13 protein-coding genes are annotated in these 14,047 nt (G+C 68.6%); 8 read left to right on the top strand and 5 right to left on the bottom strand.

Features of this window, described 5'->3' with window-relative positions; all coding sequences use genetic code 11:
- Window positions 1-464: 464 nt before the first annotated feature.
- Genes nrdH through nrdF form a run of 4 tightly spaced genes read left to right on the top strand, consistent with a single transcriptional unit; the run spans window position 465 to window position 4,326 of the window.
- Entirely contained in the window at window positions 465-698 is a 234-nt protein-coding gene (nrdH, locus tag H577_RS0102780) for a glutaredoxin-like protein NrdH (protein ID WP_029144658.1), read from the top strand.
- Between the two features lie 33 nt (window positions 699-731).
- Window positions 732-1,175 carry a class Ib ribonucleoside-diphosphate reductase assembly flavoprotein NrdI gene (gene nrdI / locus H577_RS0102775; RefSeq protein ID WP_029144657.1) on the top strand — a complete coding sequence of 148 codons (444 nt, stop codon included), beginning with the start codon at window positions 732-734 and terminating at the stop codon, window positions 1,173-1,175.
- Entirely contained in the window at window positions 1,157-3,316 is a 2,160-nt protein-coding gene (gene nrdE, locus H577_RS0102770; protein WP_029144656.1) for a class 1b ribonucleoside-diphosphate reductase subunit alpha, read from the top strand. Before nrdI ends, nrdE begins: the two co-directional genes overlap by 19 nt.
- Before the next feature lie 32 nt (window positions 3,317-3,348).
- On the top strand, window positions 3,349-4,326 hold the full coding sequence (gene nrdF, locus H577_RS0102765) for a class 1b ribonucleoside-diphosphate reductase subunit beta (protein ID WP_029144655.1): 978 nt from the start codon (window positions 3,349-3,351) through the stop codon (window positions 4,324-4,326).
- Window positions 4,327-4,616: 290 nt separating this feature from the next.
- On the opposite strand, the gene H577_RS0102760 is transcribed toward nrdF, so the two are convergent.
- Complete coding sequence (locus H577_RS0102760; RefSeq protein ID WP_029144654.1) at window positions 4,617-5,129, bottom strand: DUF2087 domain-containing protein; 513 nt, start codon at window positions 5,127-5,129, stop codon at window positions 4,617-4,619.
- Window positions 5,130-5,218: 89 nt separating this feature from the next.
- Between H577_RS0102760 and H577_RS0102755 the strand changes: the two genes are divergently transcribed.
- Window positions 5,219-5,647: a MarR family winged helix-turn-helix transcriptional regulator gene (locus H577_RS0102755; protein ID WP_029144653.1), complete on the top strand. Its 429-nt coding sequence runs from the start codon at window positions 5,219-5,221 to the stop codon at window positions 5,645-5,647.
- Window positions 5,648-5,671: 24 nt separating this feature from the next.
- The gene (locus tag H577_RS0102750) at window positions 5,672-6,136 is read left to right on the top strand and encodes a DUF3817 domain-containing protein (protein WP_029144652.1); all 465 of its coding nucleotides are present in this window, start codon (window positions 5,672-5,674) and stop codon (window positions 6,134-6,136) included.
- Here the strand turns inward: H577_RS0102750 and H577_RS14855 are convergent, their stop codons facing one another.
- Window positions 6,137-7,225: a tellurite resistance/C4-dicarboxylate transporter family protein gene (locus H577_RS14855; RefSeq protein WP_036283546.1), complete on the bottom strand. Its 1,089-nt coding sequence runs from the start codon at window positions 7,223-7,225 to the stop codon at window positions 6,137-6,139.
- A gap of 55 nt (window positions 7,226-7,280) precedes the next feature.
- Between H577_RS14855 and H577_RS14850 the strand changes: the two genes are divergently transcribed.
- Both H577_RS14850 and H577_RS0102735 read left to right on the top strand, forming a co-directional pair.
- Window positions 7,281-8,126, top strand: coding sequence for a hypothetical protein (locus H577_RS14850; protein WP_036283319.1), 846 nt, complete (start codon window positions 7,281-7,283; stop codon window positions 8,124-8,126).
- 183 nt (window positions 8,127-8,309) lie between these two features.
- Window positions 8,310-10,877, top strand: a complete 2,568-nt coding sequence (locus tag H577_RS0102735) for an ATP-dependent Clp protease ATP-binding subunit (protein WP_029144651.1) — start codon at window positions 8,310-8,312, stop codon at window positions 10,875-10,877.
- 6 nt (window positions 10,878-10,883) lie between these two features.
- Here H577_RS0102735 and H577_RS0102730 read toward each other — a convergent pair whose 3' ends face one another.
- From H577_RS0102730 to H577_RS14845, 3 genes are read right to left on the bottom strand one after another with little or no spacing between them, the layout of a single operon-like run.
- Window positions 10,884-11,642, bottom strand: a complete 759-nt coding sequence (locus H577_RS0102730) for a carbon-nitrogen hydrolase family protein (RefSeq protein WP_029144650.1) — start codon at window positions 11,640-11,642, stop codon at window positions 10,884-10,886.
- Window positions 11,643-11,693: 51 nt separating this feature from the next.
- The gene (locus H577_RS0102725; RefSeq protein WP_029144649.1) at window positions 11,694-13,064 is read right to left on the bottom strand and encodes an APC family permease; all 1,371 of its coding nucleotides are present in this window, start codon (window positions 13,062-13,064) and stop codon (window positions 11,694-11,696) included.
- An 11-nt stretch (window positions 13,065-13,075) separates the two neighbouring features.
- Complete coding sequence (locus H577_RS14845; RefSeq protein WP_245570312.1) at window positions 13,076-13,969, bottom strand: carbon-nitrogen hydrolase family protein; 894 nt, start codon at window positions 13,967-13,969, stop codon at window positions 13,076-13,078.
- Between the last annotated feature and the right edge of the window lie 78 nt (window positions 13,970-14,047).

Here is a 14,047-nt window from a genome sequence, read left to right as displayed (position 1 = left end):
TCCACGTTACCGACCCGCGCCCGGGCGCGGCGACCCGCCCGGGCCGGACAAGATCGTCCCGCCGTGCCGACAGGGCACGTGGACGCGTGGCCGACGTGTGCCCGGCACGTGGCCGACACGCTGTGGACACTCCGCGGACACTCCGCGACACGCCGACGGGCGTTCTCCACAGCGAATCCGATGTCGGAACCGGCTCGTATCGTCTCGGCTGTGGACAGCCGCGCGGGTGCGTGCCCGCGGGCCGCGTGTTCCGGCCGTTGCCGGGGTGTGCGACACGCCGGGAGGCTGTGGATGAAACGGTGGAGAACCTGTGTTGTACCAGGGGAGAGCGGTGGAAAACTACATCCGTGTAACTACTACCCCTTGTGGTGCTTCCCGATGTCGGCACCCATATGTAGTATTGGGTGACCGGCACGGGGGATGGCCGGACCCAGACGGATTCGAATGAGAGGGGAGTGGTCGAGATGGCGATCACGGTCTACACGAAGCCTTCCTGCGTGCAGTGCAACGCGACCTACCGGGCGCTGGACGCGAAGGGCATCGACTACGAGGTGCACGACCTCACCGAGGACCCGGCGGCCCTCGAGCAGGTGAAGGCCCTGGGCTACCTGCAGGCCCCGGTCGTGATCACCGACGAGGACCACTGGTCGGGCTTCCGTCCCGACAAGATCGACGAACTGGCCGCCCGCCTGGGCTGAGCCGCCGCTCGCGATCTGATCAGGGGGGCGATCATGCCGTTGGCAACCGCCGCGCCGCTGTTGGTGTACTTCTCCAGCGTGTCGGGCAACACCGCGCGCTTCGTCGAGAAGCTCGCGCTGCCGGCCGTGCGCATCCCGCTGCACAACGGGCCGCGCACCTCCGAACCGCCGTTGCGCATCGACGAGCCGTACGTGCTGGTCACCCCCACCTACGGGGGCGGCCAGGGCCGGGGTGAAGAGAAGGGTGCGGTCCCCAAGCAGGTCATCCGGTTCCTCAACGATGAGCAGAACCGCAGGTGGATCCGCGGAGTCATCTCTGCGGGGAACACGAACTTCGGCGAGGCGTTCTGCCTGGCCGGCGAGATCATCAGCCGCAAGTGCCACGTGCCGCACCTGTACCGGCTCGAACTGTTCGGCACGCCCGAGGACGTCGCCCGTGTGAGCGACGGATTGGAACAATGGTGGAAGCTGCACTGACCGACCAGGCGTCGTTCAAGACCGACTCTCGCTTCGACGGGATGGACTATCACGCGCTGAACGCGATGCTGAACCTGTACGGCCCGAACGGTGAGATCCAGTTCGACGCCGACAAGCGCGCCGCGCGCGAGTACTTCCTGCAGCACGTGAACCAGAACACGGTGTTCTTCCACTCGCTGCGCGAGCGCTTGGACTACCTGGTCGAGAAGCAGTACTACGAGCCCGAGGTGCTCGCGAAGTACCCGTTCGAGTTCATCCAGGAACTGAACGACCGCGCCTACGCGGCGAAGTTCCGGTTCTCCACGTTCCTGGGCGCGTTCAAGTACTACACCAGCTACACGCTGAAGACCTTCGACGGCAAGCGCTACCTCGAGCGCTTCGAAGACCGTGTGGTGATGACCGCGTTGGGCCTGGCCGACGGCGACCAGGACCTGGCCCGCAGCCTGGTCGACGAGATCATCTCGGGCCGGTTCCAGCCGGCGACCCCGACGTTCCTGAACACCGGCAAGGCGCAGCGCGGCGAGCTGGTCAGCTGCTTCCTGCTGCGCATCGAAGACAACATGGAGTCGATCGCGCGGGGCATCAACTCGGCGCTGCAGCTGTCCAAGCGCGGCGGCGGCGTGGCGCTGCTGCTGAGCAACATCCGTGAGGCGGGCGCCCCGATCAAGCAGATCGAGAACCAGTCCTCCGGCATCATCCCGGTGATGAAGCTGCTCGAGGACTCGTTCTCGTACGCCAACCAGCTGGGCGCGCGTCAGGGCGCCGGCGCGGTGTACCTGTCGGCGCACCACCCCGACATCATGCGGTTCCTCGACACCAAGCGTGAGAACGCCGACGAGAAGATCCGTATCAAGACGCTGTCGCTGGGCGTGGTCATCCCCGACATCACGTTCGAGCTTGCGCGGAACGACGAGGACATGTACCTGTTCTCGCCGTATGACGTGGAGCGGGTGTACGGCGTCCCGTTCGGCGATGTGTCGGTGACCGAGAAGTACCGCGAGATGGTCGACGACCCGCGCATCCACAAGACGAAGATCAACGCGCGCGAGTTCTTCCAGACCCTCGCCGAGATCCAGTTCGAGTCCGGCTACCCGTACATCATGTTCGAAGACACCGTGAACCGGGCCAACCCCATCAAGGGCCGGGTCAACATGTCGAACCTGTGCAGCGAGATCCTGCAGGTGAACACGCCGACCACGTACCACGACGACCTGTCGTACGACCGGATCGGCAAGGACATCTCGTGCAACCTCGGCTCGATGAACATCGCGCTGGCGATGGACGGGGGCGACCTCGGTGCCAGCGTCGAGACGGCGATCCGGGCGCTGACCGCGGTGAGCAACCAGAGCCACATCTCGTCGGTGCGCTCCATCGAGGACGGCAACGACCGCTCGCACGCGATCGGGCTCGGGCAGATGAACCTGCACGGCTTCCTCGCCCGTGAGCACGTGCACTACGGCTCCGAAGAGGCGCTGGACTTCACGAACATCTACTTCTACACCGTGCTGTACCACGCGCTGCGTGCGTCGAACCGGATCGCGATCGAGCGAGGGGAGACCTTCGACGGGTTCGAGGACTCGACGTATGCGAGCGGCGAGTTCTTCGACAAGTACATCGAGCAGGAGTGGGTGCCGACCACCGCGCGGGCCGCCGAGCTGTTCGCCGGTCACCACATCCCGACGCAGGACGACTGGCGGGCGCTGAAGGCGTCGATCCAAGAGCACGGCATCTACAACCAGAACCTGCAGGCCGTGCCGCCCACCGGGTCGATCTCGTACATCAACAACTCGACCAGCTCGATCCACCCGATCGTGTCGAAGATCGAGATCCGCAAGGAGGGCAAGCTCGGTCGCGTGTACTACCCGGCGCCGTTCATGACCAACGAGAACCTGGAGTACTACCAGGACGCGTACGAGATCGGCCCCGAGAAGATCATCGACACCTACGCGGTGGCCACCCAGCACGTGGACCAGGGGCTGAGCCTGACGTTGTTCTTCAAAGACACCGCCACCACCCGTGACGTCAACCGGGCGCAGATCTACGCCTGGCGCAAGGGCATCAAGACGCTGTACTACATCCGCGTGCGCCAGATGGCGCTGGAGGGCACGGAGCTCGAGGGCTGCGTCAGCTGCATGCTCTGACCCCGGCATCCATTCGAACAGGACCAAAGGACATGACACCCGAATCGCTCAAACTCCTGCACCAGGTGCAGGCCATCAACTGGAACCGCATCGAGGACGAGAAGGACCTCGAGGTGTGGCACCGGCTCACCGGCAACTTCTGGCTGCCTGAGAAGGTGCCGCTGTCCAACGACATCCAGTCGTGGAACACGCTCACCCGTGACGAACAGGTGCTCACCATGCGGGTGTTCACCGGCCTGACGCTGCTGGACACGATCCAGGGAACCGTCGGGGCGGTGTCGCTGATCCCGGATGCGGTCACGCCGCACGAAGAGGCGGTGTACACCAACATCGCGTTCATGGAGTCGGTGCACGCCAAGAGCTACTCGTCGATCTTCTCGACGCTGTGCTCGACCAAAGACATCGACGACGCGTTCCGGTGGTCGACCGAGAACGAGAACCTGCAGCGCAAGGCCCAGATCGTCCTGGACTACTACTGCGGCGACGAGCCCCTGAAGCGCAAGGTGGCGTCGACGCTGCTGGAATCGTTCCTGTTCTACTCGGGCTTCTACCTGCCGATGCACTGGTCGAGCCGAGCCAAGCTCACCAACACCGCCGACCTGATCCGGCTGATCATCCGCGACGAGGCCGTGCACGGGTACTACATCGGGTACAAGTACCAGAAGGGTCTCGAGAAGCTCGACCAGTCGCGGCGTGACGAGCTGAAGGACTACACGTTCTCGCTGCTGTACGAGCTGTACGACAACGAGGTGCAGTACACGCAGGACCTCTACGACGCGGTCGGGCTGACCGAGGACGTCAAGAAGTTCCTGCACTACAACGCGAACAAGGCGCTGATGAACCTCGGCTACGAGGCGATGTTCCCGGCGACGGTCACCGACGTGAACCCGGCGATCCTGTCGGCCCTGTCGCCCAACGCCGACGAGAACCACGACTTCTTCAGCGGGTCGGGCTCGTCGTACGTGATGGGCAAGGCCGAGGCCACCGAAGACGAGGACTGGGCCTTCTGAGAAGATGATGGCGAGCAAGAGGGCATCACGCCCCCTACCGTTCTTCGTGTGGGCCGCAGTACTCATTGTCCTGGGTGCCGTCGTGGTCCTCGGGCTGACGGTCGGGACCAGCCAGGACTCTCCTCTGGCGGGCACGTGGATTCAGCAGACGGGTGTCTGCGTTTCGGTGTGCGCCGTGCTCGGTGGTGGTGTGCTGCTTGCGCTCGGGATCGTTGCGGCGAGGAGATCGGCAAGCGCTCCTTCGCCTCGCTGATGGCATCGGTGGTCGTCGTGACGCCCTGGCGCACTCGCTACGCCAGGGCGTACTCGGTGCCGTCGCGCCGGCGCTCCACCAGCTCGGCGTCGACGAGGTAGCGGCGCAACGCCGCGACATCCGCGGTGAACCGGCCGAGCCGTTCGTTCATCTCACGCTCGTGCACCACCTCGCCGGCGGTGAGCACACGGGCGGCCACCCAGCGCAGCAGTTCGCCCCGCTCGGCCGGCGAGGCCGGATAGCTCTCGATCCGGCCATCCCGCATGAAGCGCTCCACACCGACGAGCCTGGTCGGCGCGTCCTCGGCCAGCAGGCGGCGGAACACATCCGCATCCAGCGTCAGCGCGCCGGTCTGGTCACGGTGCGCCACACCCGAGCCCACCAGTGCGTTCTCGATGTGCGCCCGGCGCGAAGGGGAGTAGCGCTGCAGACGATCGCGCACGTCCTCGCCCAGGATCAGCCGCGCCAGGATGCGCGCGGTGTGCTCGTTCGCCAGCAGTGCGACCACCCGCCGCCACTGCGCCGACGACCCGCCCACAGGTGCTGTCACGGTGATCTCCCTTCGATCCGCGCCCCGCACGCCGCACGGCGTCGGGCACCCAGACGAGGGTAGAACATGCCGAAGACTACGATGGACGCATGCCCGAGCCGCGCCGCTTCAGCCCCGTCATCTCGCTGCTGACCGTCGGCAGCATCTGGGACGGTCAGCTCGGCACGCAGCTGAAGGATCTGGGACTGACCACCCGCAAGTACGGGCTGCTCGCGCACATCCAGGGCACCCCGGGCATCTCGTTCTCGGAACTCGCCCGCCGCTCGCAGATCACGGTGCAGACCGCGCACACCGCGGTGCGGGCGCTCGTCGACGACGGGCTGGTGGCGGATGCCACCGCCCACGCCGGCGCGGCCTCCAACCTGCGTGTCACCGAGGCCGGCGCCCGCGCGCTCGCCGAAGCCGACGCCCGCCTGGCCCGGCTCGACATCGCCTTCGCGTCAGCCGCGCCCGCCCTCAGTGCGGCCCTGGAAGGGCTGCACGAGGAGCCGTTCGGAGAAGACCTTCAGGAACACTGAAACATCTTCAGTTAGACTGAAGGAGTGTTCCAGACTCCCTCCCGACTCTTCCGCGTGTTCGCGGTCGCCGAAGCCATCACCTGGACCCTGCTGATCGCCGGCCTCATCCTCCGGCAGGCCGCAGGCCTGTCGGTCGCGGTGCTCGTGGGCGGTGGCATCCACGGTTTCGTCTTCCTCTGCTACGGCGCCACCGTCATCCTCGTCGCCAAGAACAACCGCTGGCGGCCGCTGCCGGTCGTGCTGGCCCTGGCATCCGCCATCGTGCCCTACGCCACCGTCCCGGCCGAGATCTGGCTGCACCGCACCGGGCGACTCGCCGGCTCCTGGCGGCTGCACGCCACCGATGACCCGCGGGATGCCACGTGGCACGACCGTCTGCTGCGGTTCTTCCTCGGCCGGCCCGTGCTGCTGGGCGGGATCGCGGTCGTCGCAGTGGCCGCGCTGTTCACCGTGCTGCTGGTCATCGGCCCGCCCGGCGGGCGCGCCTGATCAACGCGCCGCCGTCGGCGTCGCGTCGACGGCCTCGCGCGGCCGGCGCAGCACCGTGCGCCAGATGTTCACGATCATCGCGACGAACGTGGCGATCCACGCCGCCAGGGCCACCCAGCTCTCCACGTAGCCGATGGTGTGCACGATCGGCAGACTGTCGACGTCGCCGAGGAACTGCGAGCCCACCCCGTACATGCCCAGCGGAAAGATGATGCTCCACAGCGTCGCCTCGTACCGGAACGGGATGCGGTGCAGCACGTGCCGCCACAGTCCCGCCAGGATCAACGGGGGGATCAGCCACGTGCCGAAGGCCCAGAAGAACACCGCGGCGCCCGCGATCAGACCCCGGGTGGCGTCCACCATCGGCGCGTCGGCCATCATCACGATGCGCGCCCCGGCCACCACGGTGATCGCGGTGGCCCCCATCGCCACCCAGTAGGGCGGTGTCAGATCCGTCGGCCGGAACGGCACCGACAGCATCCGTACCCCGACGAACACGCCCACCGCGCAGTACAGGAACGTGCCCACCGACCACGAGAACACCGCCAGCAGCGCCAGCCCCGCCCGGTACGGCACGAACTCGATCTCAAGCGTCGCCGCCAACACGGCGATCGACTGGCTGGCCACCGCCCAGATGAACCAGGTGCCGTTCGCGGTGGCGATGGGCTGCGTCGTCGTGCGCGGCCCGAGCACCGCCGTCCACGGCACCGTGTAGCCGAGCACGATCCACGCCAGCGACGCGATCAGCAGCAGCACCATCGCGACGTTGTGGAAGTGGTCCTCCAGGCTCAGCCGGCTGCCCAGCACGCAGGTCGCGGCCACGAACGTGAAGAAGCCGAACGCCCGCGCCGGGTCGGCGAAGTCCTCGGCCAGCTGCGCCCGGTGCCGCACCGCCCGCACGATGTTCAGTGCGACCAGCACCACGTAGGCGACGGCGGCCAGGACCAGCAGCACGACGGATGCCGCGACCCAGTGGTTGGTGCGCATCCCGATCGAGACGATGCCGGTCGCCATCACCAGGGCGAAATACCCCGGGGTCAGCGCGGCGACTCCGGCGTCGGCGCGGCCGAGAAGGGTGGACGTCCTCATCACGCGTTCAGGGTAGCGGGCGCGGATGTCGGCCGCCGGGTGCAGGATCGTGAATATGCGAACCGGCACGACATCGACCCAGCGCACCTACCGCTATCTGCGCATCGGGATCGTCGGCGCGGTCGGCGTGATGGCGCTCTCGTTGCTCGTCGTGACGGTCGCGCTCGGCCCGGTCACCTCGCTGAGCGCGCTGTTCTACACGCCCGCACGCACGCTGTTCACCGGGGTGCTGTTCGCCATCGCACTCGCGCTGCTGGCGCTGTCGGGCCACAGCCTCGAGCAGCTGCTGCTGGATCTGGCGGCGGTGTTCGCCCCGCTGATCGCGCTGCTGCCCACCCCGATCGCGCCCGGGGACGTGCCGGGGGTCGGCGGCGGGTGCGCGGGTGCCTCACCCTGCGTGCCGGCGCTGTTCGGCCCCGAGGTGCGGATCGGGGTCACCACCTACGCGATCTGCGTGCTCGCCGGCGCCGTGGTCGCCGTGGTGCTGACCCGCCTGCAGGGGACCCTGAGCCGCGGGGTGGCCGTGGCGATCGGCGCCGCAGTGTTCGTGGCCGCGGGCGCACTGGCCTGGGTGCTCGCCGATCCGGCGTCGCTGATGCGCGTCGGGCACCTGGTGGCCACCGGCGTCTTCTTCACGCTGATGATCGCCGTCGCGGTCATCGCCGCGATCACCTCACCCGCGGCATGGCGCCGGTTGTACGCCGCCGTGGCGATCGGCATGGGTGCATCCCTCGTCTACCTGGGCGGGGTGGTGATCGCCCGACTCGCCGGCGCTGACCAGACCGGCCGGCCGTGGGTGCTGGTGGGGGAGGCGGCGCTCATCGTGCTGTTCGCGGTGTACTGGCTCGCGCAGACCGTGCAGAAGTGGGGCGAGGTCGACCCGTCGCTTCTGCCCCGCTGAGAACGCCGCCGGAGAGCACCCCGCTGAGCGCCCCGCTGAGCACGCCGCCGGAGAGCACCCGCTGAGCATCCGGCTGAGCACCGTGCGGGAATAGCCGGCAGCGCCGCGCGTTGAAGTTGATACAGGTATGCTCAAGTTCGTAAGCTTGATGCATCACGACTCAACTTCAAGGAGTATCAGCGAATGTTCGACGACGGCACACCCCCGGTCGAGGGCGCCCCTGGCGGCGCGAGCGCGTTCGACGACTTCCTCGCGCGCTACCTCGCCGGTGAGCGCGCGCGTCAGCAGCGATCGGTCGACCTCGGCCGCTTCATGACCTCGCGCACCCAGGCGTTGCTGCAGAACGCCGCCGAGTTCGCGCTGCGCCGTGGCCAGCGCGAGGTCGACACTCTGCACGTACTGCAGGTGTTGATGCAGACCGGGCCCGCCCAAGAGGCGGTGCGCCGCATCGGCGCCGATCCGGCCGCCATCGCGCGCGAGGCCGAGAACCGGCTGCCCGCGCCGGTCGGAACCCCCGGCCCGGTCGACGGCGCCGTGGTGACCCCGGCGCTGCAGCGGTCGCTGTTCCACAGCTTCCAGGTGGCGCGGTCCTCCGGCGCGACCTACATCGACCCCGAGCACCTGTTCTTCGCGCTCGTGCTCGCGCAAGACACCCCCGCCGGCCAGGTGCTGGCATCCGCCGGCGTCACCGCCGAGGCGCTCACCCAGAGCGCGCACGAGACCGTCCCGGCGCCGGGCGCCCAGGGCGCCGAGGGCGGTCAGACCGCGCCCGACACGCCGATGCTCGCACAGTTCGGCACCGACCTGACGGCCTTGGCCGAGGCCGGCGCGCTCGACCCGGTGATCGGGCGGGCCGACGAGATCGAGCAGACCATCGAGATCCTCTCGCGCCGCACCAAGAACAACCCGGTGCTGGTCGGTGAGGCCGGTGTCGGCAAGACCGCGATCGTCGAGGGCCTGGCCCGCGCGATCATCGCGAACGAGGTGCCCGACCAGCTGCGCGGCAAACGGGTGATCGCGCTGGATCTGCCCGCGATGGTCGCCGGCACCCGCTACCGCGGTGACTTCGAGGAGCGCCTCACCAAGACCATGGACGAGATCGCCGCGCACAACGACGAGGTGATCGTGTTCATCGACGAGGTGCACACCGTCGTCGGCGCCGGCGGCGGCGGGGATGCCGGTGGCATGGACGCCGGCAACATCCTCAAGCCGCGGCTTGCTCGCGGTCAGCTGCACCTGATCGGCGCGACGACCCTCGACGAGTACCGACGCATCGAGAAGGACGCCGCCCTGGAACGCCGGTTCCAGCCGGTCAAGGTCGGCGAGCCGAGCGTCGACGACGCGGTGAAGATCCTGCATGGGCTGAAGGATGCCTACGAGCAGCACCACCACATCACGTACACCGACGACGCGCTGCGCGCGGCGGTCGAGCTGAGCGACCGGTACCTGCCCGACCGGGTGCTGCCCGACAAGGCCATCGACCTGATCGACCAGGCCGGTGCCCGGCTGCGGCTGCGCCTGGGACTGCAGGCCGACGCCGCGGCGCTGCTGCAGCGCCTGGGAGAGCTGGAGGCGCAGAAGAACGCCGCCGTGGCCGCCGAGCACTACGAAGAGGCCTCGCGGCTGCGCGACGAGATCGCCACGGTACAGGTCTCGCTCGACGAGATCGCGACAGGTGCGGGCGGGCCGCGCTCGGATGCGGTCGTGGACGAGCCCGAGATCGCCGGTGTGATCAGCCGGGCCACCGGCATCCCGGTCTCTCGACTCACCTCCACCGAGCGGGAGCGCCTCGCCGGCCTCGAAGACGAACTGCACCGGCGCGTGATCGGTCAGGACGACGCGGTCACCGCGGTCGCCAAGGCGGTGCGACGCAACCGCACCGGCATGGGCGACGCGCACCGGCCGATCGGCTCGTTCCTGTTCCTCGGCCCGACCGGCGTGGGCAAGACCGAGCTGGCGAAAGCCCTGGCCCAGTCGCTGTTCGACGATGAGGGCGCGGTGATCCGGTTCGACATGAGCGAGTTCGGCGAACGGCACACCGCTGCACGGCTGGTCGGCGCCCCTCCGGGATACGTGGGTTACGACGAGGCCGGGCAGCTCACCGAGCGGGTGCGGCGCAATCCGTACTCGGTGGTGCTGTTCGACGAGATCGAGAAGGCGCACCCCGACGTGTTCAACCTGCTGCTGCAGGTGCTCGACGACGGGCGCCTCACCGACGGCCAGGGCCGCACCGTCGACTTCCGCAACACCGTGGTGGTGATGACCTCGAACCTCGGCAGCGAGTTCCTCGCGTCGCGGGCGGGCGCCATCGGCTTCCTCGCCGACGGCGGCGGCGAGACCGGGTTCGGGTCGGAGAAGGACCTGCGCGACCGGGTCTTCGCCAAGCTGCGCGAGGCGATGCGTCCGGAGTTCCTCAACCGCATCGACGAGATCGTGCTGTTCCGCAAGCTCGATCGCGAGCAGTTGCGGCAGATCGTGCGGCTGCTGCTGGATGCCACCGGCGCCCGGCTGCACGGGCGCGATGTGCGCATCGACGTCACCGACGCCGCGGTGTCGTGGCTGGCCGACCACGGCTACGAGCCCGAGTACGGCGCCCGCCCGCTGCGCCGGCTCATCCAGCGCGAGGTCGACGACCGCATCGCCGACCTGTTCGTGGCAGGAGATCTGGTGGACGGTTCGGCGGTGCTGGTGGATGCCGCGGGCGACGCACTCAGCGTGCGTGCTGCGCCGGTGGCCGCCCGCCGCGCCTGACGCCGCTCAACGGGCCGCGTCGACCCGGATCGCGTCGAGCCGGTCGGGGTCGACGTCGGCGAGCAGGAGGTCCTCGTCCGCCCCGAGAGCGCCGATCACCTGCCCGAGTGGGTCGACGACAAGGCTCTGGCCGATCGACACCGGCGGGCACTGACAGACGCCGGCGACGTAGCAGACGTTCTCGACGGCGCGGGCGCGGTTCAGCACCCGCCACTGGTCGGTCTTGGTCGGCCCGGGCACCCAGGACGCCGCGGTGAGCAGCAGCTGCGCGCCGGCGTCGGCCAGCCGGGCCGCGGGCCCGGGCACGCGCAGGTCGCTGCAGATCATCAGGCCCACGCGTACGCCGGCGAGCGTCAGGACGACGTCCTCGGGCGCCGGCGTCGAGATCCAGGCTGATTCGCGGAAGCCGTACGCGTCGAACAGATGCTGCTTGCGGTAGCGGCCGGCGAGCCGTCCATCGGCGTGGAACGCGACGAGCGTGTTGTACGGATGACCCCCGCCGGGCCGGCTCTCGACCATGCCCGCCACGAGCGCGACGCCCGCGGTCGCCGCGATGCCCGAGAGCTCGCGGGCGAACGATCCGTCGATCGGCTGCGCCGCGGGGGGAAAGCTCGCGTCCACGGTCTTCTTCTCGTACATCGTGTACTCGGGGAAGCAGACCAGGTCCGCGTTCCGCGCTGCGGCCCGCCCGGCGAGCACGCGCACCCGTTCCAGGTTGGCCGCGACATCCGTCGTCGAGCCCATCTGCGCCAGTGCCAGCCGCACTCTGCCTCCTTAGCACTGCCTCCTCAGCACCGCCTCCTCGGCACCGGCTCCTCAGCCGCCGACGGCGACGGCCGCCGCGTCGTCCTGCTCGTAGGTCAGCTCCGGGGGGAGCTGTCGGAACCCGCGCGTCACGATCGCCAGCACGATGATACCCAGGCACAGCCAGCTGACGCCGAGGACGATCGCGGCGATGTCGAGCTTGGTCAGCAGATACCCGGTGATGATCGCCCCGATCCCCGGCACCACGAGGTACAGCACGGGATTGGGCCGGCGGCCCTGGCGGCGCTCCTTGACGAAGTGCACGATGACGCAGATGTTCACCATCGTGAAGGCCGTGAACGCGCCGAAGTTGATGAACGACGTCGAGGTCGCGACATCCAGGAACACCGCCAGCATCCCGACCACGCCGATGATGACGATGTTGACGACCGGCGAGCGGAACCGGCGGCTCAGCTCGCCGAACACGCGCCGGGGGAGCGCACCGTCCCGGCCCATCGCGTACAACAGTCGCGCCGCGGCCGCCTGGGCGGCCAGGCCCGAGGCGAACTGCGCGATCACCAGGCCTGCCAGGAAGATCGCCCCGAACACGTTTCCGCCGATCGTCAGCGCGATGTCGAACGCCGCGGACGACGAATCGGTGAAGACGCCGCCAGGGTGCACCAGCTGGGTGGTGTAGGCGACCAGGATGAAGATCGCGCCGCCGATGAGGGCGATCAGCATGATGGCCCGCGGCATGGTGCGGTGCGGGTCCTTGGTCTCTTCGGTGAACGTGGTGACCGCGTCGAAGCCGAGGAACGAGTATGCCGCGATGGCCGCCCCCGCTGTCACCGCCGAGAACGATGACGTCGCGTTGGCGAAGGGGGCGAGGCTCACCAGACCGCCGCCGCCGTGGTGCGCGATCACCGACCCGATCGAGAGGGCGACGAAGACCGCGATGACCAGCAGCTGGAACGCCATCATGATGTAGTTGGTGCGGTCGGCGACCTTGATGCCCAGGATGTTGAGCATCGAGGTGACGATGACGAACCCGACGATCCACACCCAGCCGGGGACGGCGGGGAACTCTGCCTTCAGATATGCGGCGCCGATGAGCCAGATGACCATCGGCAGGAACAGGTAGTCCAGGAGCACGGCCCACCCCACCAGGAAGCCCAGGCGCGGGTCGATCGTGCGTCGCACGTAGGTGTACGCCGATCCGGCGACGGGATGGACGGCCGCCATGCGTCCGTAACTGGACGCGGTGAACAGCATCGCCACCAGCGCGATGAGGTAGGCGGACGCGCTGGCGCCGCCGGTCGTCTCGGCGACGACGCCGAAGATGCCGAGCACGATCAGCGGTGTCATGTAGGCCAGCCCGAACAGCACCAGGGACGTGAGCCCCAGGGAGCGTGCGAGCGTGGGCGTGGGGGTGGGTGCGGACATGGCGGTTTCTCCTAGGGTCGGGTGGCGGAGTCGGCGGCGGGATGCCGGGGCCGCCAGCGCGCCGGGTCGATGCGGCCCTCGTACAACGGCAGGGCCAGCGGACGGTCGGTGGGCAGGAACTGTTCCCACATCCGGTTGGAGCCGGCGGTGCCGTGCTCCCGGGTGCGGGCGACCGCATCCAGGTCGAGATCGTGGCGCAGCACGCACGGCGCGGCGTCGTCGGAGGATGCGAGCACCGCGCCCTCGGCATCGACGATGAGACTCTGACCGCGGCCGACCGGACCGGCGCAGTTCACGCTGATCGTGACGTTCTGGTTCACGATGGCGTTCGCGCGGGCCAGGACCACCTCCTGGGCGCGATCCGGCGTCGTCGTCTTGACGATGTTCAGCACCGCCTCGGCTCCCATCCAGGCGAGGTGGCGCGTGACCTCCGGAAACCAGGCGTCGTAGCAGATCGAGAGCCCGAATCGCCCGGTGCCGGGGATGTCGAAGACCGTGAACCGGTCTCCCGGATCGTAGGGCTCGTACGGCCGCCAGGGGAAGACCTTTCGATACGTGGCGACGAGGGCGCCCTGCGGATCGAAGACCACCGCGGTGTTGAACAGCTCGCCGTTCCCGCCGCGCTCGCAGATGCTTCCCGGTACGAGCCAGCACGAGGCATCCCGTGCGACGGTGCCCAGTGTGGCGATGAGCGGATCGGCCAGGTCGACGGCCGATGCGCGCAGCAGCGCGTTGCGTTCGCCGTCCGGCGCGGCATCGGCGCCGAACAGGTGCAGCTCGGGATAGACCACCAGCCGCGCCCCGGCGGCGGCCTCGGCGGCGACCTCGGCGCGGAACGCGCCCAGGTCTGCCCCGATGGGCACCGGGGGCGCCTGCATGCAGGAGATCGGCATCGTGCGTGTCACGGGTTTCCCTTCGTTGGGTGGAACCGCCGGCTGGGCCTTCGTGGAACTAAAATAGATCAAGATGATCACTTTTGTCTA

It is taken from the genome of Microbacterium luticocti DSM 19459, assembly GCF_000422405.1.
In the GTDB taxonomy this organism is placed as follows: domain Bacteria; phylum Actinomycetota; class Actinomycetes; order Actinomycetales; family Microbacteriaceae; genus Microbacterium; species Microbacterium luticocti.
Note: the sequence above shows the minus strand (reverse complement) of the source record. Positions and strands in the feature narration are given on the sequence as shown.

Coding starts and splice junctions, on each gene's coding strand:
- H577_RS14850 (WP_036283319.1), top strand. CDS start 7,281: ATGCGAACCGGCACGACATCGACCCAGCGCACCTACCGCTATCTGCGC.
- H577_RS0102755 (WP_029144653.1), top strand. CDS start 5,219: ATGCCCGAGCCGCGCCGCTTCAGCCCCGTCATCTCGCTGCTGACCGTC.
- nrdF (WP_029144655.1), top strand. CDS start 3,349: ATGACACCCGAATCGCTCAAACTCCTGCACCAGGTGCAGGCCATCAAC.
- H577_RS14855 (WP_036283546.1), bottom strand. CDS start 7,225: ATGAGGACGTCCACCCTTCTCGGCCGCGCCGACGCCGGAGTCGCCGCG.
- H577_RS0102725 (WP_029144649.1), bottom strand. CDS start 13,064: ATGTCCGCACCCACCCCCACGCCCACGCTCGCACGCTCCCTGGGGCTC.
- nrdE (WP_029144656.1), top strand. CDS start 1,157: ATGGTGGAAGCTGCACTGACCGACCAGGCGTCGTTCAAGACCGACTCT.
- nrdH (WP_029144658.1), top strand. CDS start 465: ATGGCGATCACGGTCTACACGAAGCCTTCCTGCGTGCAGTGCAACGCG.
- H577_RS0102735 (WP_029144651.1), top strand. CDS start 8,310: ATGTTCGACGACGGCACACCCCCGGTCGAGGGCGCCCCTGGCGGCGCG.
- nrdI (WP_029144657.1), top strand. CDS start 732: ATGCCGTTGGCAACCGCCGCGCCGCTGTTGGTGTACTTCTCCAGCGTG.